Raw genomic sequence first — 18,675 nt, forward strand, 5'->3', positions numbered from 1 at the left:
ATCCCAAGCGGACTGCAATTACCCGGTCTGCCGGGAAAGAGGGGAGTCCATGTATTCTTGATAGGTCACGCCTGACCTCCGAATTGCTTCGCCAGGTGGGCAATTTCAGTACGGGCAAACCGACTCCCTGGTTCTATTCCCGCACACTTAAAATTGAGCCACTCACAATCACCTGATGGTATCTGTGATGGTACTCAGTGAAAGCTTCCTCACTAAATACATTATTATCAATATTTTAAATATAGATTCGATTCCTGCAGGGACACCATGAACACTTCTCACTAAGTCTAATTAATTCCATAACCCACTGTTTTAACTGCACTCATCTCCTTTTACTTGTCCAGCAAAGTGCCATTATTTCTAATGGAATCTATACATCTCTGCGTATAACATTGTGTATAACAGAGTTCGATCTTTTTTCTATACACATGCTGTTATCTGACAAAGAGCAAAACCTAAGGACAAACCCTATACACTTAACGATGGTATGGGACTATCACTCCTCATCGACACAACGGGCAGTAAAGGCTGGCGTTTCCGCTATCGCTTTGCAGGTAAGCCTAAGATGATTTCCTTCGGTGTATATGGCGATGTGTCATTGGCACAAGCACGTGCTAAACGTGATGAAGCGCGTTCGATGTTGGCCAAAGGGATCAACCCAAGTGAAGCCAGAAAAGCAGATAAGATTGCTTTGCAGTTTGCACATGAGAACAGCTTTGAGTCAGTGGCCAGAGAATGGCACTCATCGAAAAAAGCCACCTAGTCAGAGGGGTATGCAAAAGAAGTTCTCAATTGTCTGGAAAAGGATATTTTTCCTTTTATCGGCCAGCGCCCAATTGAGCAGATTGAACCACTAGAGCTGCTCACCGTCCTGCAAAAAATTGAGAAAAGAGGTGCGCTAGAGCAAACCAGCAAGATCCGCCGCCGCTGCGGTGAAGTGCTTCGTTATGCTGTTGCCACTGGTAGAGCAAAGTATAATTTTGCACCCGATTTAGCTATTGCACTCAGTAAACCTAAAACTCAACACTTCCCGTTCCTGACTGAAAATGAATTGCCTGCTTTTGTCAACGCTCTGGAAAACTTTCAAGGCAGTTTAGTAACCAAATATGCCACACAGTTGCTGATGCTCACAGGTGTGCGCACAATCGAACTACGTGCCGCAGAATGGGCTGAGTTTGATTTGGATAATGCCTTATGGGAAATCCCCAAAGAACGGATGAAGAAACGCCGCCCCCATTTGGTTCCGTTATCTACTCAGGCTATCTGCATCCTGAAGAAGCTGCAAGAAATAACTGGGAATTACAACCTCGTATTTCCTGGACGAAACGACGTCAGGAAACCAATGAGCGAAGCCAGTATCAACAAAGTGATAAAACTACTGGGCTATCATGGTAGGTTAACGGGTCACGGCTTCAGGCATACCATGAGTACTATTTTGCATGAGCATGGTTTTGAAAGCGCCTGGATTGAAATGCAACTTGCGCATGTTGATAAGAACTCTATCCGGGGGACTTATAACCATGCGCAATATATTAAAAATTGTCATAAAATGATTCAGCACTATGCCGATTTATTATTCCCCTGTCAAAAATACAACTAGCTAAGAAAAATAAAACATGTATCCCTTATAAGGTTTGATTTTTTCTGCGTTTTTTAACTTAACACTAAAATCAAAATCTTTAGTAGTTTCAAATATATCATGCCTAGCGCCATTAAAAAAAATCGACTCAATGGAATGTTTTTCAATTATTTCATGAGATGATGATTTCAAATAAACTATTTGGCCTTCATAAATGCATTTTCTTTGCTTAATATCTTCTAAATTTTTTATAGAAAAGCCAAAAGCAGATTGTTTATCAAAGATTTTGGTTGGCACAAAAAATTCAAATGCTTTGCTATTAGTTAATTCAACACTCATCAAATGATATTTTTTTGATTTATCAGCAACAAGGAAAATACCATGGCATAACTTATCAAAAAAAATGCATTTTTCTAATAATAATTTATAACTCAACATGTTATCTTCAATTGCACCATGAGCAATTCGGTTTCTTCGCTGTACTAGTTCGAGTATTTCCTCAGTTAACTTATTAATTATTTCATTATGTTCAGCACTATCATCTAATCCAAAAAACTCTTTATAGTATTCAGGATACTCATTTAATGATAAGGTTTTGTCGATTATCCTATCAATACCTACATTATTAAATAGGGAAGTAATTAAATCATACCTAAAATTTGAAGTATGATTGGAATATACCTTTTCAACTAAACTAAAATCCTCAATTCCATACCCTAATGATTGATACAGGCTTGTTATTAATAAGCGATGTTTATTTTCTTTATCTTCGTCACTCAGATAACGATCTTCTAAATTTCTTTTGGCATATTTCAATGTCAAATCACAATGCATTTCTTGCATTTTCTTTGGCAGAAACTTGTAATTCTTCACTCCTGATGAGATTAATTTCACATAGCCTTCAATTTGACTTTCAATAAACTGTTCAAATAACCCATACAAAGATATTATAGTTATATTGTATAAGTACTGACTTCTTGTAACTCTCTTCCTATTATCATGGTGTTCTTTTATGAAATGATTATATTCGTTGTCATTGGCATCATGGTATCCATGTTTAAGATCATTCGCCAATTTATTCAAAAGCAGTTCTACATTGTGCATGTAAGACATCTGCATTTTGAGGCTTTCATAACCAGCTTGAAACTGGATATATGACGTCATCATAACTCAAATAAATCCTTTCAGATAATTAATAAATGCCTCATCACGACGATCTAGTGCAGCTGGATTTGTGTTTCTGCCTTCAAAAGTAGAATAATTATCAATATAAAACTGCTCAATAGAGGCTAATATTTCTTTTCTTTTTGATATCAATTTATCTTTATAATCAAGAAAACCAGAAACAGCATACATCAAGGAATCATAAACAGCTGTAGTTGGTCTTTCAAACCAAGACCAATATACATCCTTTCTGCATCGATACATCCTAAATGCTTGATCATCGAACAATGTATCAATTAACTCAAGAGTACTTACAAAAACATACTCCATTTGTTGCATGGTCTCGAAATCTAAAGAATTAGCTCTCTCAAGATATTTATCTAAGTATTTCTCCAAGGTCATTCCTTTTTGCAGGTCTCTCCTTTGTCGATAAGAAAAGAATCTCAAAACTAATTCTACATCACTCATATTTTTGAAAAATCTGTTTTCAATACGCTCCTCGCTATCAGTATATGTTCCGTCAATACTGTATGTTGGAGCCGGAATATCCCACAACTTACATAAATATTTGTTGGAAGATAATCTGATGCAAAACTTGTTAAAAGGCCCGTTAAAATTCGCATTACGCTTTTCTTGTGGCGTTAATAGTTCTCCGCCACTATTGATTCGGTCAAAAACCATTTGCTTCATGAAATCAGCTTCTTCCGAAGTTTTTGCAGTCTCATTTAACAAAATGATAGATGAAACATAACGACGATCTATTCCCTTCCTTATCATTTCAGGAAGAGTTGAATAACGCCTGCCATTTAACTCTGACCATTGAGTTAAACCTTCCAGTTCAAACTCATCATCATAAAATTTTGCAATTGCAGTTAACCGCTGCAAGCCATCCATTACCTCATAAGAAGAGAATTCATACTCATATAAGAAAATAGGTGGAATGGGCACATTCATAATTAATGATTCGATTAGTGCCGATCTTTTCTTATTATCCCAGCGATGCCGTCTTTGAAACTCAGGATCCAATATGTAACTTGAATTATGAACAATTTGACCAGATATTGTATTCAATGGATATCTAGCCTGTTCAGTTACTATTCTTATTTCCCCCTGAACATATTTCTTATTAATCTCTTCATCTGTTAATTTTTTTACATTATCAGATGGTAAGTCAAAGCTAATTTTTTCATTATTAAAAATATTCACGAATAATCCTCCTGCAAAGCTATGCTCAAACTTTACCACAAGAATACCAATAATCTCACCAAAATCGCACTACACCGCACCCGCCTGCCGTTTTCATATCACTAAAATTTTTCAGTTGGGATTTTTTACAAACGATACCGCCAGCCCGCGCCAGTGCTGGGGATGTACATCGAGACAGGAACTGAAAAGAATGAAAAGAAATTCAGTTTTTTTCAGTTTTACTGTCCGTAGTATCTATGGCCTGAATACGCAACTATATGATATTAAATGGATAATTAATTTTAGGTGTGTGATTTTATGAAGGTTTGTGAAACATGAAAAACATAACAAGTTGAAAAATAATAATTTTATGTCCGTATAAACTGAAATCCTGTGTTCAGGTTCCGGGAACGGATCGGCCATTCCCGACGCATACTTTACCCATTCTTTTGCGCAGCCAGCAGCAACTTTAAAGCCTTTTCCCGTTCCTCGGGTGGAATTGCATCAATTAGCTCTTTAACCCTCCCCTGCCCGTTCAGCGCGCTTGGACTAACGGAATGGGAGAGAGCAACATTCATCACAAAAGAGTGACCGCACTCCACATTAGAGCAATAGCAGTACACATCGTACAGTTGTGGGTGTTTCCTGTTTGTTTTACCTACGGGATATGACTGATAGATTTGCTCTTGAATTGTCATACCAGAAAACGTTAGGCATTATCAGGCATTGCACCACGGTAGAACATACCAGACGATCAACAAAAAACATAAGTGACGAGCAACGCCAATCAGCTTTGCACCACACAGCCCTTGTCGCTATTTGCGAATAGTTCGATCACAACTAAATAAGTAACATAAAATCACATGTACAAGTAGTTGTACGTATGCCATGATAAACCATCAAGTCTCGACACCCTGGAGAAGTCATGCAACACGTAAACTACACCGATGCTCGACAGCATTTAGCTGACCTGATGCAGCAGGCTAATGATGATCGTGCGCCAATCCTGGTTACGCGTAAGGGTGCTAAAAGCGTGGTAATGATCGACGCGGAGGAGTTCGCATCGATTCAGGAAACGTTGCACCTGTTCAGTAACCCTGCGAACGCTGCACACATTGAAGCCAGCCTTGCATCGCTCGAACGCGGCGATTATGAGGAACTGGACATTTAATGAAAGTCAGGATATCCCCGCAGGCAAAAAGCGATCTTCAGTACTGGGCCGAGAATGACCCAAAGACGCATAACAAGGTAATGGAGTTAATCAAATCGGCTAAGGAAAGCCCCTTCAAGGGGATAGGGAAGCCGGAGGCGCTAAAGCACCGTAAGCCCCTCTGGTCACGTCGCATCACGAAAGAACACCGTCTGGTGTATTACGTTGAGCAAGGCGATCTGTACATTGTCGCGTGTCGTTATCACTACACCACGATCTAACAGCTTTTCCCTGGCTGGCGGGTTTGCCTTAAACTTTGCCAGCTAATTAAATTATCATCATAAAAACAAATTGAACATCAATAAGTTATCATTAGATGCGTTTCCTGCAGGGACACCATCACATCTATCACGCAACGCTGCGTTTTATTTCACCATCACGGTACTTGCCATAGCTCCACACAGTTTCTCCCCCGGCGTTTTGCGCCATACAGCGCTTCATCAGCCGCCTGGATAAGGCGCTCATAATCGGGATGTCCATTAAACATCGCTGCACCGATTGAAAGAGAAAGTAAAATGGGTTCGCCTGTCGGAGAGTTCACCTTAATTCTCTCCACGCCTTTGCGGATCCGCTCCGCAATGCGCAGAGTGTCTGCCACGGTGATTTCGGTCAGGATGATGAGGAACTCATCGCCGCCATAGCGAAAAACATAGTCGCAGGTACGCACATTGTCATAAAACGCACCGGCGACTTTACGCAGGATCTCATCTCCGGTGTTATGTCCCCACGTATCGTTGATCTGCTTAAATTTGTCGACATCAATCAGCAGCGTCGAAAGAGGTATCCCGCTCCGACTGGCGTGAATGATTTCGCGTTTAAAAATGGTTGGCAGAAAACGACGGTTCAGCAAGCGCGTCAACACGTCCATCCCCACCTCATGTCGCGAGACTTCATCAAACAGTTCGCGCAGTAAAGTGACGATTTGCGAGAGTATGTTCCGTGTTTGCTGCAAAAACTTAACCCGTCGCGGTTTACTGGCGAGGGCATCGTCAGAGATGCGGATATCTTTAAAAATGTCATCAAAATCCTGGATCAGGCGGGATATATGTCCTGCCTCAGCAATCCCACTGAAGTAATGACGTCCCTTATGGCTAAACCACAATCCGAAATCGGATTGACCAAGCGGGCTGCTATTCCCGATGCTGGAGTCAAACATGACTTTATAAAGCAGCGTCATTTCCCACGTCAGTAACGCGTTAGTCTGCCGTTCCTTTTCCTCTTCTGCGTTCTCCATCAGTGAGAAGATGCGATAGTTTTCGTCCTCTTTAGCCGCATTATTCTCACTGAAGACATACGCTCGTGACATAACCTCCATCGCCAGATCGATACTGTTGATGGCGTAGTGGTAAATGTTGAGTTTGATTTCAGAAGTGTGCGGACTGGTATTAATCAGCGGCAACAGTAATTTTTTTAGTACCCTGAAACCCATTTCAACCAGATCAACAGAGATCCCGATGCGAGCGTGAACATCCGCGGCACGCTGCTGGGCGCGCATCTGTTCTTCAACCTGTTCGACCTGGCAGGAAAGCACATCGACAAGCCAACGACGTAATGCTTCTTGTAGCTGCCTTTCCACCTGCTCGGTGGTCAAAAACTCTGCGGCATTAGGGTCGGCCAATACAACGCGGTAAAACTCTGCGATCAGCACCGGCGCATGAACGTGTGCCAGTTGTGCTGCAAGCTGATGGACGTATGGGTCCGTCTCATTAATCAACTGTACCCACTCGTCCTTCACGGTTTGCAAATAGGTTTCCATAGAATGGCCCTCAGGGTAAGTTGTTACCGTTTTCGGTACGGCTGGCAAATTATAGTCTGTTATGATTATTGTGTATGAATGCCTTCCCTACCAATATCGCCTTCACATACACTGCTTTGCACAATCCAAACAGACTGACTGACACTGGACTCCTTTCTGGCGGCTAACATGAAACAAATAACCTTCAGCGATCTGCAACAACAAAGTGAAGCGGCAGCCCATTCTCCTCGCTTGCGCGCACATCGTAATTTTCATCCGCAACTAAGCGATCCCGTTCAGCGTCTGGCGATTGCGATGGAACCCGGAACCTATGTCCGTCCTCATCGCCACCCACATACCTTTGAGCTGTTATTACCTCTCAGCGGACGCTTTGTGGTATTGAATTTTGATGAGGCTGGCGTCGTTACGCGACGTGTTGTGTTAGGAGAGGACTGTATGGCGCTGGAGATGGATGCCGGTACCTGGCACGCCGTCTTGTCCCTGGATAAGGGGGGCGTTATTTTTGAAGTTAAACACGGTGGTTATCAACCCGTGACCGAACAAGACGTTGCGGCCTGGGCGCCTGCCGAGGGCGAGCCCGGCACGACTGAGCTGATGGCCTGGTATCAGCATGTTCAGCCCGGAGATACGCCGTTTAGCGCCTGAGCATTTCGCGATGCCAGACAGGAGCCAGACCGATTTGGCAAACCCCGTATTCTGGCATCCCGTTGGACGTTAAGGTTATAATCCTGACAACGATTTTATTGGATCAGACGCAAAAATGACAAAACTCACCCTACAAGAGCAGATGCTGAAAGCTGGCTTAGTCTCCAGCAAAAAAATGGCGAAAGTACAGAGAACGGCGAAAAAATCGCGCGTTCAGGCCCGTGAAGCCAGAGAAGCGGTTGAAGAGAATAAAAAAGCACAAATTGAACGGGATAAGCAGTTAAGCGATCAACAGAAACAAGCAACGCTGTCGAAAGAATACAAAGCGCAGATTAAGCAGCTTATTGAAATGAACAAAATCACCATTTCCAAAGGTGATATTGGGTATAACTTCACCGATAATAATCTGATTAAAAAAATCTACGTAGATAAGGTGACACAGGCGCAATTGATTAAAGGGCGTCTGGCTATTGCCCGGCTGACCGCCGAAAGCGACCGTGACAGCGAATATGCTATTATCCCGGCCGTCGTTGCCGATAAAATTGCGCAGCGCGACGACAGCTACATCGTCTTAAATTGTGAGCTGAGCCAGGAAGCGAAAGACGAAGACGATCCGTATGCTGACTTCGTCGTACCTGACGATTTAATGTGGTAAGTGAAAAATGCCGGATAATAAGTCCGGCATTTTTTCTAATAATGAGGTGACGACTCAGATGTTCATTCAATTACCCTTATCATAACCGCGCCTCCTCTCTCTAGAACTTATAATGCTCTTTGCTTAGCCCGTATTTTCTCATCCGCAAATACAGTTTTTTGCGCGGAATTTGCAGATATTCTGCCACTTCATTAATACGCCCTTGATGAATATTTAGCGCTTCGGTAATGATTTGCCGCTCATACTCTTCAACCCGACGATCCAACGGTGTTGGTTCCGGCATATGCAACTGCGGATTGGCGGTTTCCGCCAATGGCAGCAACCCAACGGCAAAAAGCTCTGCGGCGTTTGCCAGCTCTCGCACATTACTCAACCACACACGACGTCGCATCCCTTTCAGCAATTCTCCGTCGACCTGTGGAATGGGGTGGTTCAGACGCAGACAGGCTTTTTGCAGGTAATGGCGAAATAGCGGCTCAATATCGTCCGGGCGCAGGGATAACGGCTGGCAGGCGATTTGCGTCATGGCGAAACAGTAATACAGTTCGGCCACGATCTGGTTTGTTGCCGCCAGCTCCACCAGCGATGTCGTGCCAATACCAATTAACCGAAAAGGACGCCGCTCCTGGCTTTGCAGGTGAACCAACTGGTGCTGTTGCTCGCGCGTCAAACACGCGATATGGCTTAATACCAGCGTCCCGCCTTGCGCTTGGGCAATCAGCTCACCGAGCTGAGCGGTGTTCCCGGTGGTGAGCTCTGCGCGGATAAACGGCCCCTGGGCGCTACGTCCCAACTGATGCAGATAACGGGCTCCCGTCATGCGTCCCGTCCCGGGCTCCCCATAAAACCAGACGGCAAGATCCGTTTCTGCCAGTTGCTGCAGGCGTTGACGGTACTGATTTATCCAGTCGCTGTAGCCCACCAGCTCAACCTGCAGCTTTTGTTGGCAGTAATGACGACGGGCAATCACAGATTTTCGCTGTTGCAACGCCTCTGCAACCTGCAACAGCAGCTTGCCGGGATCGACCGGCTTTTGCAGAAAATCCCATGCCCCTTTTTTCACCGCATCCACCGCCATCGGCACATCACCATGTCCGGTAATCAGCAGGATCGGCAGCTGGTTATCATCCTGATGAAAAAGAGTCATCAGTTCGATACCGTTACAGCCGGGCATACACACGTCACTCAGAACGATACCGGGCCAGTCAGCCTGTAGCCAGTTTCGGGCATCGTAGGGGTTATTGCACGCGCATACCCGATAGCCTGCCTGCTCAAGCAACAAGGTGTAAGCATCAAGGACATCGGCATCATCATCAATCAGCAGAACAGAATATTCATCACTCAACATCTTCTACATCCGTCAGGTTGAATTGCAGTACCACGCAGGCATTGCGCCCCAGCGTTGACGCCAGGCGTAGCTCGCCGTTCATCTGCGTCATTAATGAGACACAAATTGATAGCCCTATACCGAGACCAACATCCTTACTGGTAGTAAACGGTTTTAATAGCGACGGTAGCAGTGCACCAGGCCAGCCGGGGCCATTATCGCTGACAAAGACACACACCGTGCTGCCCTCGACCTGCCAGTAAACGTCAATCTTCGCGGCAACCGGACAGGCATCCAACGCATTTGCCAGTATGTTGACCAAGACCTGCTGAATTCTCACCTCATCGCCCGTAACCCACACGCGCTCAACCGGCAGCGAAAGCGTACCCTGCTGCGGTTTATGCCGCATAGACAATAGCTCCCAGGCCGCGCTGAAGGTTTGTCGTAAATCGACCGGATGCAGTGGTGCCCCCGGCTCGGCCCGGCGCGCAAACTGTCGCAATGAGCGGATAATGGCATCGATACGGGTAATGAGTCCTTCAGCTTTGGTTAACGTGCTTCTGGCCTGCGCCAACTGCTCCTGTTCAATTGCCCTGCCCGCAGTAAACAGATACATCGACAATGCATTCAGTGGTTGATTGATTTCGTGGGCCAGCGTGGTCATGGTCTGTCCAACCACCGCCAGTTTCGCTGTCTGAATCAATTCGCCCTGGGTCGCTCGCAGATCGGCTTCAATCTCCTTACGCTCTGCCACTTCCTGCTCAAGCTGACTTTTTTGCGTATTGAGCTGACCCAGCGTATGGCGCAGTAACCCCGCAATGCGCCCTAGCTCATCACGACCATAAACCGGGATCGAGGCGTCGGTTCTACCAAGACCAATTTGCACCACGGCCTGGTTGAGTGCGGTAAAACGCTTCACCAATCGTGAACGGATAAAGTAGTGGTTGAGTCCCCAGGCCAGAAGCAGTGCCAACAACGTCGCCAGCAGAATAAGCCCGCCGCTGACGCGAACAATCTGCTCCAGCCGCTGGTTAAACATCTGCATTTGCTGATGACTACTTCCCAACTGAGCCTCAAGCAATGTTCGAAAACGACCAAGTGTAGCTTCTCTGGCATGGCTGGCATCAACCAGCGCTTTTTGCGCCGCGACGTAATCGCGCATCGTATCGGGCATTTTGTTTTTCATCATCCCGATTTCCAGCAATTCGTCGATGGTTTGTCGCAACGTGATAGTACTGGGCCAGTCGTCCAGGGTGCGGATATTTTCATCCGCCGTTTTCTTCAGATTTTCCAGATAGCGAATATGATTCTCCACCAGCATGCCGTCGTCGCTACCTGACTTCAGTTCATTCAACCTGTCGCGTAAATCATCGACGATCTGGTTTTCAATTCTTGCCAGCGTGTACACCTGTTGCTGCTCATTTTGCACCTCCCTGGCGCGTTTCAGGTACAACGCCGCGTCGCCATTTTTCGCTTCAATTTGATCCAACAACGTTCCCTGCTGCCAGGTGAAATCCTGCACCAGAGAGTTCAGTTCTGTCGTGAAATCATCATGTAACCAGTCAATTCGCGCGGAAAGTTCGCTGACTTTTTCGCGTACCAGGAACATGTTGTAGAGCACCCTGTCCAGCTCGGTCATCAACGCCCGACTATCCTGCAAAATCACCGCCAGTTGTTGCTGTTCCGTGGGTTGCAATCCCCGGCTCAACAGTTCAATTTTGTCCAGATGCTCGATGATCTGATTGCGCAGTTGCAACCGCACGGTCGTATTGGGGGCCAGCAGGAATTCATTAAGCTGATCGACAACCAGGTTAAGATTCCCTTCAATCAAAAAAGCGGAATGCACGCGCGGGAAATAGTCATCGAGCGAATAGCGAATTTGCGAACTTTGCTCATGCCAGGAATACAAACTGACACAGCTCACGCTCAGCGTCAGTAAAGCCCCCGTCAGAAATGCCCCCCGCAAACTGCTGCTGATGCTGAGCTGACGAAGACGTTGCCATAGCGAACCGCCTTTCATTGTAGTTCTTCCAGTTTTGATATCGCCAGACGCTGGTTTTTAAGAAACCAGAGTTGCCACTCCATCATTTGCTGTTCAGCAAAACTTTTATTATCGAATTGAGCAAGCCAGGCTTCATCTTCGCTGCTCCTGGCGTCGATTGGGACCTGGGTTAACAGCGCTCTGATTTCGGGTAACGGGTGTTTCAGACGGGCTTCCGCACTGTACAGCGCTCGCCAGGCATCCTTAAGCTGCGCGAGCCGGAAACTGATGGCCGTATCAAACATCCGCTGGACCAGTTGTTGACGCTTCAGGATCAGACGGTAATTAAGCGGTGGCTGTTTCATCAAAATGGCCTGTTGGGCTGCACGCGGGTTATCTGCTGCCAGCGACGTTACCGGATATTTACCGGTATTCGCATCGGCAAGGATCCGCTGACCTTCCGGGCTCAATAAATAGCGGATAAAACGTTGCGCTTCATTGGCTCGCGGGCTGTTTTTCAGCACGGCTACGTAGGTCGGCGAGACCGCAGAGTGTGGGAAGTAAGTAAAGGTCAGATTGGGGTCATTGAGCAGCAGATTGGCATAGTTATCAATAACCGGCCCCGCAACGCCCAACCCGCTCTTAATTTTATCCGCAACACCAAAGCTGCGTGATGAGATGGTCACCAGGTTCCCGGCACTGGCCAGCAACGTCGCCCAACCTTCTTGCCACCCTTTTTGTTGCAGCAGTGATTCAACCATCAGGTGATTGGTATCGGAGCGCGATGGGCTACTCATCAGCAGGGCATTTTGATATTTAGGATGCGTTAAATCGCCCCAGTCCGTCGGTGGTGGCAGATGTCGCGCCGTCAGTGCTGAACGATTAATCAGCAGACCAAATCCCGAGAGAGCCACGGCTACAGACGTCGACCGTATTGACTCAGGCACCAGCCGCTGGCTTTCCGGCAATGCATTATCAAAAGGAGCAAGTTTCTGATGCTCCTGAAGATGCTGCAGTAGCATCGGCGAAGAGGTTAAAATCAGGTCAACGTTTTCCGCATTTGCGGTATCGAGCAGTTGCTCGAGAGAAGAACTGGTCCGGTTTAGCGTGCGGATCATCACTGACCCCGGCTCCGTTTGCCAGCGCTGAATAATCCAGGCCGTTGCCCCCGGGGAAAACGTCGTCGCCATCACCAGCTCCTTCCCCTGTGCCAGACAGGTCGCCGACAGCGACATAAAACACAGTGACAGCGCCAACAAACTACCCCGACAGAAAAGTCTGTTTGTGATCCTGTTCATAAATACCAACATCTTCGAAAAATAATATTGAGACAAAACTTACCCGTTTATCACAGCAGGTGGAAAAGATAAAACTGCTATCAAAATAACCAGACGGAATGCGATAACAGAGATAAAGAATACCTGAAAATGTCGTTTGAATTTGTTAATACCCGCACATGCTGATGATAAAAACGCATTAAGAATAATAGCTCTGACCTCGCCATAATTCAAAAGGGTCAAAATCAGTCCCACTTTCAGCAAATTGGGTCAATAGTGACACATTTCTTCAATTTGAATTTCTTCGCCACCTATTTCACTCTTCACTGCGAAAAATCCTGATATTCACATCAATATAAATTTAGGTGATGATATGTTATCAATATTTAAGACAGGGCCATCGGCAAATAAAGTCCCGGAAGAAAAAATCCAGGAGACTTATGGTCGATACCGCATTCAGGCGTTACTTAGCGTATTTCTTGGTTATCTTGCGTATTATATTGTACGCAATAACTTCACCCTCTCTACCCCGTACCTGAAAGAACATCTGGATCTCAGCGCAACACAGATTGGTTTACTCAGCAGTTGTATGCTCATTGCCTATGGGATCAGTAAAGGCATCATGAGCAGCCTGGCAGACAAAGCCAGCCCGAAAGTCTTTATGGCTTGCGGCCTGATCCTGTGCGCCATTGTCAACGTTGGCTTAGGGTTCAGCACCGGATTCTGGATTTTTGCCGCACTGGTGGTCTTCAACGGACTGTTTCAGGGAATGGGCGTCGGTCCCTCGTTTATTACCATCGCCAACTGGTTCCCACGCAAAGAGCGCGGACGCGTTGGCGCATTCTGGAATATCTCACACAACGTCGGTGGCGGTATTGTCGCCCCCATTGTTGGCGCCGCCTTTGCTATTCTCGGCAGTGAACACTGGCAAAGCGCCAGCTATATCGTCCCAGCCTGTGTTGCGGTGCTGTTTGCTTTTATCGTTCTGATGTTGGGCAAAGGCTCACCGCGCGAAGAAGGCTTGCCTGCTCTGGAACAGATGATGCCGGAAGAAAAAGTCGTGTTAAATGCCCGGCACGTAACCCAGGCGCCGGAAAACATGAGCGCCTTTCAAATTTTTTGCACCTACGTGCTGCGTAACAAAAACGCCTGGTATGTTTCATTGGTAGATGTTTTTGTCTATATGGTGCGTTTTGGCATGATCAGTTGGTTACCGATTTATCTGTTAACTGAAAAACATTTCTCGAAAGAGCAAATGAGTGTGGCGTTCCTGTTTTTCGAATGGGCCGCAATTCCTTCCACACTGCTGGCAGGCTGGCTGACCGATAAACTGTTTAAGGGTCGTCGCATGCCGTTGGCCATGATTTGTATGGCGCTGATCTTCGTCTGCCTGATCGGTTACTGGAAAAGTGAATCCCTGCTGATGGTCACTATTTTTGCCGCCATCGTCGGGTGCCTGATCTATGTGCCCCAGTTCCTGGCGTCTGTGCAGACCATGGAAATCGTCCCCAGCTTTGCTGTCGGTTCGGCGGTCGGATTACGCGGTTTTATGAGCTACATTTTTGGTGCATCGCTGGGAACCAGCCTGTTTGGCGTCATGGTCGATAAAATGGGATGGCATGGCGGTTTCTATTTGCTGATGGGCGGGATTGTCTGCTGCATTCTGTTCTGCTATCTGTCTCACCGCGGGGCGCTGGAACTCGAACAACAACGAAAGAATGCCCAACAACAGGACACGGAGCTGCAGCTTGCTGATGCCAGGTAATCGGCTTTAGCGAGAAAAAAGTGCCAGCGATACTGGCACTTTAGTTTGCTCAGATGGAAGCCAGAAAATCAGTCAATGGGGTACACAATGGCGTTTTCAGTTATGAACCTGCGATTTAATGCTTATCGTCCCCCACCATAAAGCGAATGATCAATCCGCATGTCGGGGCAAGAAAAAGAAACAGTCCCGTTACCATTTCGTTTCCGTCAGTCAACCGCATGGTAAAGAAATAAATTAATGCCGTAAGGATAGCCATGCCGAAAAAAGAACTAATTGACGCGGCAGCGCCCATTACCTGCCAAATATAGCAACTGACGCACAGAATGCTCAATGCGAGGAAAGTCCAAAAATAGAACATAGCGTTACCTCCTGTCTGCCGTAAAAATCGACGTAAGTCCTTACACTTCCTTGATTTTATAGTCTAAGACAATTCCTATCCGTTCGCAATTCAAGCAACATTTTCGTTACAATAACTGTTCATTTTCTGAACCGAGCATTCCCTGCAGGCCTTTATTTAATCGTCATAAAAACAACAAATTATCTATAAGCCTATTATTGCTTTTTATCGACCCAAAAACATTTACGAAACTTGAGGAATTATTTCTGGATGACATTAATCTTCGGGTGTACATTATGCGTCCGATCATTCATATCCCTCGTGGTTTGTCCTGACTCAGTTTTACACTCTTTACAGGAACCATTGTCGCTCATAGTGACCTAACTGTTCAGTGTCAGAGAGTAACGCTGTAGACAAAGAATCTTCGCGATACATTATTTTCGTACCAACAACAGGTGCTTATGTTCCCCCAATGTAAATTTTCACGCGCGTTTTTGCATCCGCGCTACTGGCTCACATGGTTCGGTGTCGGTGTGCTCTGGTTACTGGTGCAGCTCCCTTATCCTGTTTTATGTTTTCTGGGCACCCGTACAGGTACGCTGGCGCGCCCATTTTTAAAGCGCCGGGAATCCATTGCCCATAAAAATCTCGAACTCTGTTTCCCGAATCTGTCACAAGAAGAAAGGAACAAACTGGTCGACGAGAACTTCCGCTCACTCGGCATGGCACTGCTTGAAACCGGTATGGCCTGGTTCTGGCCAGATCGCCGGGTGCGTAAATGGTTTGATGTTGAAGGCCTGGACAATCTGCAACGCGCTCAGGCGCATAACCGTGGCGTAATGGTTGTCGGCGTGCATTTTATGTCGCTGGAACTGGGAGGCCGTGTGATGGGTCTTTGCCAGCCAATGATGGCAACCTACCGCCCGCACAACAACAAATTAATGGAGTGGATACAAACCCGCGGCCGTATGCGCTCGAACAAAGCCATGATTGGCAGAAATAATCTGCGCGGCATTGTCGGCGCCCTGAAAAAAGGGGAAGCCGTATGGTTTGCACCCGATCAGGATTATGGCCGTAAAGGCAGTTCATTTGCGCCATTCTTCGCCGTCAAAGATGTTGCGACAACCAACGGCACCTACGTGCTGTCACGCTTGTCGGGGGCGAAAATGCTGACCGTCACCATGGTGAGAAAATCTGATAACTCCGGCTACCGTCTGTTTATCACGCCAGAAATGGAAGGCTACCCGGAAGATGAAAACCAGGCCGCGGCCTATATGAACAAAATCATTGAGAAAGAGATCATGCGGGCACCCGAGCAGTATCTCTGGATCCATCGTCGTTTCAAAACCCGCCCGATGGGTGAAGCCTCGCTATATGTCTAAAAAGAAAGGCCGAATGGCCTTTCTTTATTTCTGCGCCTGAATTACTTAACACCCCACTTGTTCTGTAATTCAGTCATTCGTTCGCTATATTCTCTGGCAAGGCAGGCGGGCTTATCCTGCTCTTTCCAGCATTCATTACGTCCTTTGATCCAGCCTCGTTGCTCTGCTTTTAGCGTTGGGTCATTTTTCGATTTAGCCAGCGCCTGCTTGTAGACCCCGTTCAATTTTAAATCCATTGCGGAGAGCGAGGGGCTCTGACAGATAATCTCTTCCATACTTCCCTTTTCCGCTGCAGAACAGGAGAACGATGGGCCAGCATGAGTCGAATTTTTCGCCGGAGAGAAATCAACATTATCTTCAGGCTGACAAATCCCATGCTTGCGGTTTGGGCCAGCCCAGGACACTTCCGGGTTTCCGTCATCTTTTCTGGAAATAGAGACGGTATTTTTACCGCTCTTCGCCTCCCAGTAATTTTCATTGAAGGTCTTAATGGTCGCTTTTGCGCCATTAATCCATACATTGCCGTTACCATCGCTATTCACACCACCAATACTTGCGCAGCTGAAATTGAACGCTTGTGGTGCAGCCGCCATCGACGTCAATGGCGCAAGAACAAGTGCTAACATCATTAATCTGGTCATTTTTAACCTTTTCATTATCAAATTCCGCGAGAAAATTAACCGCATTAACCTCAAGGTGATATGAGAATTCTCTGAGTAACAACTACGTCGCTCAATAGCAATTTATTACCGTCGGAAATTAAACTGTCGCCGAATCACGACACTTGTAAGTTACTAAAATTAAATAAAAAAATGCCTCTTGTTTCACCTCATTTTTAGGCGTACATTAGCGCCGTCTGGAGCATTAAAGCTCAGAATTCTGAGGTGATGCAGCCAAGCAAACGCGGGGTATTCTCCCTTTCGTTTATGCTCGCATCAGCTCTCTGTCAGGTAAGCATATGTTCATTTAGGCGTACTCATCGTATGCGGAGAGATGAAAAGTGAAATATTTCTTTATGGGCATTTCTTTTATGGTCATCGTATGGGCCGGCACTTTTGCCCTGATGATCTAAATTGAAAGATGCAGCAAAAAAACAGGAGCCATTTGGCTCCTGTTTGCGTTGTAAGGTGAAGGTTTTGCTAGTCTGTACTTTCAGTGGCTGATTTCGGGCTGGCCGGCAGTAAACCATCTGCGCGGAACATGGCTTTGATTCCGCGGATTGCCTGGCGGGTACGGTCACGGTTCTCAATCAACGCAAAACGCACGTGTGTATCACCATAGTCTCCAAAACCAATCCCCGGCGAAACACAAACCTTCGCCTCATTCAGCAATTTTTTGGCAAATTCAAGCGACCCCATTGCGGCGTACTGCTCCGGAATTTTCGCCCACACGTACATCGATGCTTTTGGCATTTCAACCATCCAGCCCGCTTCATGCAGCCCCTTGACCAGCACATCGCGACGACGCTTATATTGCTCGGCGATATCCCGTACGCACTGCTGATCGCCTTCCAGCGCGGCAATAGCGGCTACCTGCAGCGGTGTAAACGTTCCGTAATCGTGATAGCTCTTAATGCGCGCCAGTGCGTTTACCAGCGTTTTATTGCCAACCATAAAACCAATGCGCCACCCCGCCATATTATAGCTTTTCGACAAGGTGAAAAATTCAACGGCAACATCTCGGGCACCCGGAACCTGCATAATCGATGGCGCTTTCCAGCCATCATAGACAATATCGGCGTAGGCCAGGTCATGAACCACCAGCACGTCGTAGCGTTTAGCCAGTGCGACGACCTTTTCGAAAAACTCCAGCTCGACACACTGCGCCGTCGGGTTGGACGGGAAGCCTAAGATCATCATCTTCGGTTTCGGGTAGCTTTCGCGAATCGCACGTTCCAGTTCATTAAAGAAGTCGACCCCTTCCACCAGCGGCACGGAACGCACCTGGGCTCCGGCGATAACAGCACCATAAATATGGATGGGGTAACTGGGATTTGGCACCAGGACCGTGTCGCCGTGATCCAATGTCGCCAACATCAGGTGAGCCAGCCCCTCTTTGGAGCCAATCGTTACAATCGCTTCGGATTCCGGATCGATCTCGACGTCATAGCGTTCCTGATACCAGCGAGAAATCGCCCGACGTAGACGAGGAATACCACGCGACGTTGAATAACCGTGGGTATCCGGGCGCTGCGCCACGGTACACAGTTTTTCGACAATGTGAGGAGGCGTGGCGCCATCCGGATTCCCCATGCTGAAATCGATAATATCTTCGCCGCGCCGACGCGCAGCCATCTTCAGTTCAGCGGTAATGTTAAAAACATAAGGGGGAAGACGATCAATACGCGTAAAACGACGTTCAGGGCGGGAGTCAGCCATAATATCCTCAGATGTACGTTAGCGCCCGGACCGT

Annotated in this window: 17 protein-coding genes and 1 pseudogene; 8 read left to right on the plus strand and 10 right to left on the minus strand. The window is 46.7% G+C overall.

The window, feature by feature from the left end:
* Nucleotides 1–442 precede the first annotated feature (442 nt).
* A pseudogene (locus tag RYZ59_RS01795) lies at nt 443–1,600 on the plus strand (tyrosine-type recombinase/integrase); the annotation flags it as partial.
* Here the strand turns inward: RYZ59_RS01795 and RYZ59_RS01800 are convergent.
* From RYZ59_RS01800 to RYZ59_RS01810, 3 genes are all read right to left on the minus strand, one after another.
* Entirely contained in the window at nt 1,601–2,746 is a 1,146-nt protein-coding gene (locus tag RYZ59_RS01800) for an MAE_28990/MAE_18760 family HEPN-like nuclease (RefSeq protein ID WP_318044475.1), read from the minus strand.
* A 3-nt stretch (nt 2,747–2,749) separates the two neighbouring features.
* On the minus strand, nt 2,750–3,949 hold the full coding sequence (locus RYZ59_RS01805; RefSeq protein WP_318044478.1) for a DUF262 domain-containing protein: 1,200 nt from the start codon (nt 3,947–3,949) through the stop codon (nt 2,750–2,752).
* Between the two features lie 416 nt (nt 3,950–4,365).
* Entirely contained in the window at nt 4,366–4,626 is a 261-nt protein-coding gene (locus RYZ59_RS01810) for an ogr/Delta-like zinc finger family protein (RefSeq protein ID WP_318044481.1), read from the minus strand.
* Between the two features lie 227 nt (nt 4,627–4,853).
* Here RYZ59_RS01810 and RYZ59_RS01815 point away from each other — a divergent pair, with 227 nt between their 5' ends.
* On the plus strand, nt 4,854–5,099 hold the full coding sequence (locus RYZ59_RS01815) for a type II toxin-antitoxin system Phd/YefM family antitoxin (protein WP_052932205.1): 246 nt from the start codon (nt 4,854–4,856) through the stop codon (nt 5,097–5,099).
* Nucleotides 5,099–5,359, plus strand: a complete 261-nt coding sequence (locus RYZ59_RS01820) for a Txe/YoeB family addiction module toxin (RefSeq protein ID WP_079965309.1) — start codon at nt 5,099–5,101, stop codon at nt 5,357–5,359. The genes RYZ59_RS01815 and RYZ59_RS01820 overlap by 1 nt, the downstream gene beginning before the upstream one ends.
* Before the next feature lie 155 nt (nt 5,360–5,514).
* Here the strand turns inward: RYZ59_RS01820 and RYZ59_RS01825 are convergent, their stop codons facing one another.
* Nucleotides 5,515–6,894: a diguanylate cyclase gene (locus tag RYZ59_RS01825; RefSeq protein WP_318044490.1), complete on the minus strand. Its 1,380-nt coding sequence runs from the start codon at nt 6,892–6,894 to the stop codon at nt 5,515–5,517.
* Nucleotides 6,895–7,062: 168 nt separating this feature from the next.
* Between RYZ59_RS01825 and RYZ59_RS01830 the strand changes: the two genes are divergently transcribed.
* Together RYZ59_RS01830 and RYZ59_RS01835 are read left to right on the plus strand one after the other, a co-directional pair.
* Nucleotides 7,063–7,539 carry a WbuC family cupin fold metalloprotein gene (locus tag RYZ59_RS01830; protein WP_318044492.1) on the plus strand — a complete coding sequence of 159 codons (477 nt, stop codon included), beginning with the start codon at nt 7,063–7,065 and terminating at the stop codon, nt 7,537–7,539.
* A gap of 115 nt (nt 7,540–7,654) precedes the next feature.
* Nucleotides 7,655–8,194, plus strand: a complete 540-nt coding sequence (locus tag RYZ59_RS01835; protein WP_040231426.1) for a DUF2058 domain-containing protein — start codon at nt 7,655–7,657, stop codon at nt 8,192–8,194.
* A 100-nt stretch (nt 8,195–8,294) separates the two neighbouring features.
* Here the strand turns inward: RYZ59_RS01835 and pgtA are convergent, their stop codons facing one another.
* From pgtA to pgtC, 3 genes are read right to left on the minus strand one after another with little or no spacing between them, the layout of a single operon-like run.
* Nucleotides 8,295–9,542 (minus strand): two-component system response regulator PgtA, encoded by a 1,248-nt coding sequence (gene pgtA, locus RYZ59_RS01840; RefSeq protein WP_318044495.1) that lies wholly within the window; start codon nt 9,540–9,542, stop codon nt 8,295–8,297.
* Nucleotides 9,532–11,541, minus strand: a complete 2,010-nt coding sequence (gene pgtB / locus RYZ59_RS01845) for a two-component system sensor histidine kinase PgtB (RefSeq protein ID WP_318044498.1) — start codon at nt 11,539–11,541, stop codon at nt 9,532–9,534. Before pgtB ends, pgtA begins: the two co-directional genes overlap by 11 nt.
* The gene (gene pgtC, locus RYZ59_RS01850) at nt 11,538–12,737 is read right to left on the minus strand and encodes a phosphoglycerate transport regulator PgtC (RefSeq protein WP_202039677.1); all 1,200 of its coding nucleotides are present in this window, start codon (nt 12,735–12,737) and stop codon (nt 11,538–11,540) included. Before pgtC ends, pgtB begins: the two co-directional genes overlap by 4 nt.
* Before the next feature lie 415 nt (nt 12,738–13,152).
* Between pgtC and pgtP the strand changes: the two genes are divergently transcribed.
* The gene (gene pgtP / locus RYZ59_RS01855; RefSeq protein WP_040231431.1) at nt 13,153–14,544 is read left to right on the plus strand and encodes a phosphoglycerate transporter PgtP; all 1,392 of its coding nucleotides are present in this window, start codon (nt 13,153–13,155) and stop codon (nt 14,542–14,544) included.
* 115 nt (nt 14,545–14,659) lie between these two features.
* Here pgtP and RYZ59_RS01860 read toward each other — a convergent pair whose 3' ends face one another.
* Nucleotides 14,660–14,902, minus strand: coding sequence for a YfdY family protein (locus RYZ59_RS01860; RefSeq protein ID WP_137384253.1), 243 nt, complete (start codon nt 14,900–14,902; stop codon nt 14,660–14,662).
* A gap of 440 nt (nt 14,903–15,342) precedes the next feature.
* On the opposite strand from RYZ59_RS01860, the gene lpxP reads away from it, so the two are divergent.
* A complete protein-coding gene (gene lpxP / locus RYZ59_RS01865; protein WP_005129779.1) occupies nt 15,343–16,263 on the plus strand; it encodes a kdo(2)-lipid IV(A) palmitoleoyltransferase in 921 nt (306 codons plus the stop codon).
* A gap of 41 nt (nt 16,264–16,304) precedes the next feature.
* Here the strand turns inward: lpxP and RYZ59_RS01870 are convergent, their stop codons facing one another.
* On the minus strand, nt 16,305–16,919 hold the full coding sequence (locus RYZ59_RS01870; RefSeq protein ID WP_318044504.1) for a lysozyme inhibitor LprI family protein: 615 nt from the start codon (nt 16,917–16,919) through the stop codon (nt 16,305–16,307).
* 344 nt (nt 16,920–17,263) lie between these two features.
* Between RYZ59_RS01870 and ypdK the strand changes: the two genes are divergently transcribed.
* The gene (gene ypdK / locus RYZ59_RS01875; protein ID WP_010723117.1) at nt 17,264–17,335 is read left to right on the plus strand and encodes a membrane protein YpdK; all 72 of its coding nucleotides are present in this window, start codon (nt 17,264–17,266) and stop codon (nt 17,333–17,335) included.
* A 67-nt stretch (nt 17,336–17,402) separates the two neighbouring features.
* Here the strand turns inward: ypdK and alaC are convergent, their stop codons facing one another.
* Nucleotides 17,403–18,641: an alanine transaminase gene (gene alaC, locus RYZ59_RS01880; protein ID WP_137384255.1), complete on the minus strand. Its 1,239-nt coding sequence runs from the start codon at nt 18,639–18,641 to the stop codon at nt 17,403–17,405.
* Between the last annotated feature and the right edge of the window lie 34 nt (nt 18,642–18,675).

This window comes from Citrobacter sp. HN-141, assembly GCF_033341895.1.
Classification (GTDB): domain Bacteria; phylum Pseudomonadota; class Gammaproteobacteria; order Enterobacterales; family Enterobacteriaceae; genus Citrobacter.

What these genes read in the sequence shown, in the direction of transcription:
- pgtB (WP_318044498.1), bottom strand. Translation starts at nt 11,541, where the DNA reads ATGAAAGGCGGTTCGCTATGGCAACGTCTTCGTCAGCTCAGCATCAGC.
- RYZ59_RS01810 (WP_318044481.1), bottom strand. Translation starts at nt 4,626, where the DNA reads ATGACAATTCAAGAGCAAATCTATCAGTCATATCCCGTAGGTAAAACA.
- RYZ59_RS01820 (WP_079965309.1), top strand. Translation starts at nt 5,099, where the DNA reads ATGAAAGTCAGGATATCCCCGCAGGCAAAAAGCGATCTTCAGTACTGG.
- RYZ59_RS01825 (WP_318044490.1), bottom strand. Translation starts at nt 6,894, where the DNA reads ATGGAAACCTATTTGCAAACCGTGAAGGACGAGTGGGTACAGTTGATT.
- pgtP (WP_040231431.1), top strand. Translation starts at nt 13,153, where the DNA reads ATGTTATCAATATTTAAGACAGGGCCATCGGCAAATAAAGTCCCGGAA.
- RYZ59_RS01830 (WP_318044492.1), top strand. Translation starts at nt 7,063, where the DNA reads ATGAAACAAATAACCTTCAGCGATCTGCAACAACAAAGTGAAGCGGCA.
- lpxP (WP_005129779.1), top strand. Translation starts at nt 15,343, where the DNA reads ATGTTCCCCCAATGTAAATTTTCACGCGCGTTTTTGCATCCGCGCTAC.
- RYZ59_RS01800 (WP_318044475.1), bottom strand. Translation starts at nt 2,746, where the DNA reads ATGATGACGTCATATATCCAGTTTCAAGCTGGTTATGAAAGCCTCAAA.
- pgtA (WP_318044495.1), bottom strand. Translation starts at nt 9,542, where the DNA reads ATGTTGAGTGATGAATATTCTGTTCTGCTGATTGATGATGATGCCGAT.
- RYZ59_RS01860 (WP_137384253.1), bottom strand. Translation starts at nt 14,902, where the DNA reads ATGTTCTATTTTTGGACTTTCCTCGCATTGAGCATTCTGTGCGTCAGT.
- pgtC (WP_202039677.1), bottom strand. Translation starts at nt 12,737, where the DNA reads ATGTCGCTGTCGGCGACCTGTCTGGCACAGGGGAAGGAGCTGGTGATG.
- RYZ59_RS01815 (WP_052932205.1), top strand. Translation starts at nt 4,854, where the DNA reads ATGCAACACGTAAACTACACCGATGCTCGACAGCATTTAGCTGACCTG.
- RYZ59_RS01870 (WP_318044504.1), bottom strand. Translation starts at nt 16,919, where the DNA reads ATGAAAAGGTTAAAAATGACCAGATTAATGATGTTAGCACTTGTTCTT.
- alaC (WP_137384255.1), bottom strand. Translation starts at nt 18,641, where the DNA reads ATGGCTGACTCCCGCCCTGAACGTCGTTTTACGCGTATTGATCGTCTT.
- RYZ59_RS01835 (WP_040231426.1), top strand. Translation starts at nt 7,655, where the DNA reads ATGACAAAACTCACCCTACAAGAGCAGATGCTGAAAGCTGGCTTAGTC.